This window comes from Gordonia sp. BP-119, assembly GCF_016924115.1.
GTDB classification, from domain to species: Bacteria; Actinomycetota; Actinomycetes; order Mycobacteriales; family Mycobacteriaceae; genus Gordonia; species Gordonia hongkongensis.
In genome coordinates this window covers 1-2,845 of the sequence record NZ_JAFFZF010000086.1, presented here as the reverse complement: position 1 = coordinate 2,845, position 2,845 = coordinate 1, and the positions used below count along the sequence as shown (strand labels likewise).

At 62.0% G+C, this 2,845-nt stretch carries 2 protein-coding genes; both read left to right on the top strand.

What is annotated here, in order from left to right; genetic code table 11:
- Window positions 1-110: 110 nt before the first annotated feature.
- The gene (locus tag JW364_RS23890; RefSeq protein ID WP_068970850.1) at window positions 111-1,409 is read left to right on the top strand and encodes an LLM class flavin-dependent oxidoreductase; all 1,299 of its coding nucleotides are present in this window, start codon (window positions 111-113) and stop codon (window positions 1,407-1,409) included.
- Entirely contained in the window at window positions 1,406-2,500 is a 1,095-nt protein-coding gene (locus JW364_RS23885; RefSeq protein ID WP_004022072.1) for a hypothetical protein, read from the top strand. The genes JW364_RS23890 and JW364_RS23885 overlap by 4 nt, the downstream gene beginning before the upstream one ends.
- Window positions 2,501-2,845: the final 345 nt, after the last annotated feature.

Here is a 2,845-nt window from a genome sequence, read left to right as displayed (position 1 = left end):
CCGACGCGCCCACCCTTCGAGCTCACGGCGCTCGTCATCAGTCAGAACAATATCCACTGCTCGCGGACCCCGGGTTGCCATTCCCTAGCCTAACAACCGAACGGAAATTAATGACTCAGGACACTAGATCCGCAGCAACTAACGATTTTCTTTCCGGTGCATACTATAAGAAGATCGCTCAGACCCTTGAACGCGGAAAGTTTGATCTTCTTTTCCTTCCGGATGCTCTCGCAGTCGAGGACAGCTACGGCCATGATCTGCAAACAGGCGTCGGACTGGGCGGCCAGGGCGCGATCGCACTCGAGCCCGCCACGGTGGTGGCGACGATGGCCGCCGTGACCGACCGGTTGGGACTTGGAGCCACCATCTCCACCACGTATTACCCGCCGTTTCACGTCGCCCGTATCCTGGCAACGCTGGATAACCTGTCCGACGGGCGGGTGTCGTGGAACATCGTGACATCGCTGAACGATTCAGAGGCAAAGAACTTCGGAATCGATGCTCATCTTGAACACGACACCCGTTACGACCGCGCGGACGAGTTCGTCGAGGTCGTACGTAAGCTGTGGAACTCGTGGGACGATGATGCGCTGCTGTTGGACAAGATCTGCGGCCGGTTCGCTGATCCTAAGAAAGTTCATTACGTCGATCACCGTGGTGACTGGTTCGACGTGCGCGGCCCCCTGCAAATCCCCCCTTCAAGTCAGCGCGAGCCAGTACTCCTCCAGGCCGGATTGTCGCCTCGCGGTAGACGTTTCGCGGGCCAGTGGGCCGACGCCGTGTTCAGCATCTCGCCGACGCTGGAGATGATGCAGCGCACGTACCAGGACATCAAGGGGCAAGTGAGTGCCGCGGGTCGCAACCCCGACGCCACGAAGGTTTTCACAGCTGTCATGCCCATACTTGGGGAGACCGAGGCGATCGCACGCGATCGCCTCGAATACATCAACGGTCTCGTCCACCCCGAGGTCGGTCTGTCGACGTTGTCGAGTCATAGTGGAATCGACTTGTCCGCCTTCCCCCTAGACGCGAAGTACTCCGACATCGTCGCGAGCTTGGGGGACGCGCACATCCCCACCATGCTCCACATGTTCTCCACGGTTGCGAGCGACGGCGAGGATCTGACACTGGCCGACCTTGGAAAGCGTTATGGCACGAACGTGGGTTTTGTCCCGCAGTGGGGAGGAACGCCCACCCAGATCGCCGACAGACTGGTCGAGTACTTCGATGCGAGAGCGGCTGATGGGTTCATCATCTCCGCCGCCTATCTGCCCGGCGTTTACGAGGACTTTGTCGACCAGGTGGTGCCGCTGTTGCAAGAACGTGGGGTATTCCGCGACGAGTATGAGGGATCAACGCTGCGCGACCACCTCGGCCTGGAACTGCCAAGCGGGGCGGCGGCGCTGTGACCGACACCAGCTCAGCGGTCCACACCCTCGCGTACAGCAACTGCCCTGTTCCCAACGCCCTGCTGGTTGGCCGCGAGTCGCAGTTGCTCGCCGAGGCTGGCATCAATCTGGACGTGCTGGGAGGGCCGCTGGGCTCCTTGCACTTCACCTACGATCATCCCGCTTACACCCGATTCGGCGGAGAGATCCCGCCGTTGGTGAGTGAGGGCCTGCGTGCACCGGGTCGCACACGCCTCCTGGGCGTCACCCTGTTCGAGGGAAAGCTGGGCTTTTACGCGGCCGACCCCACCCTGACCGCACCGGAGCAACTGGCGGGGCATCGTGTCGGCGTATCCGCATCGGCAATCCGGATCCTGCGCGGCGACCTTGGTGACTACCGACAGCTCGACCCGTGGCGCCAGACTCTCGTCGCACTGGGCACTTGGGAGGCGCGAGCCCTGCAGCACACCCTTCGTCACTCCGGCGTAACAGTAAACGATATCGAGCTCGTACCCATTGAGACGGCGGGAGTCGACTTACCGCAGGACCGACTCAGCGCATCGGCATCAGTGAACGGTTCGGACCTCTTTCCCGCCGTCGGGGCCCATCAGGCACAAGTCTTTGCCGGGGGGACGGTCGATGCGCTATTCAGCTGGCTTCCGTGGTCCGCGGAGTTCGAAGACCTCACCGGTGTTAGACCGCTGCGTGACCTGAGCTTGGACAGGACAAGCCACTACGCCAGCGTTTGGACAATCAGCGCGCAACTCGTCGATAAGAACCCGTCACTCGTGCAGCATCTGGTGGATACGGTGGTCCGGGCAGGCTCCTGGGCGCGCGATCATCTGACCGAGACAGTCGCGATTCATGCCCGCAACCTCGGTGTTAGCGAGACTGCGGTGACACGCGGTTTCGGCGAGCACTTCACCGACAACTTAGTACCCACCCTCGACCACGATGCGCTCACTGTCCTTGCTGCGACACAGCGGTACCTGGTCGACCACGATCTGGTGGATAAGGCGATCGACCTGACTGATTGGTCGGCCCCGGAATTTCTGCAGACGAGCCTGCGTACATGCGCGGCCGGCACATCAGCGATTGGAGAATACGAATGACAGTCACCGACGACACGGCGGCGGCCACCGACCGGCGGGCGGGCGATCCTCTCGCGGTGGCTCGAGACCTTGCTGCAAGCTGGCGGGAGGGAATCGTCGAACGGGATCGCGATGGGGGGCCAGCCACCCGTGAGAAAGAGGACTTACGCCTAAGTGGTCTGCTGGCGCTCGCGGTACCCGAGGAGCACGGTGGTTGGGGCGCAGATTGGCCGACGGTCTGAACCGCCCCGGGTCTGTCGGAGGCTCTCGAACCTGTGAAGGATGGAGAGCATGGCAGCACCACGCAAGTACAGTGAGGAACTCAAGGACCGGGCCACCCGGATGGCATGTGAAGCGCGACGAGAT

Excerpts from the sequence above, each read along its gene's own strand:
- JW364_RS23890 (WP_068970850.1), top strand. The coding sequence starts at position 111 with ATGACTCAGGACACTAGATCCGCAGCAACTAACGATTTTCTTTCCGGT.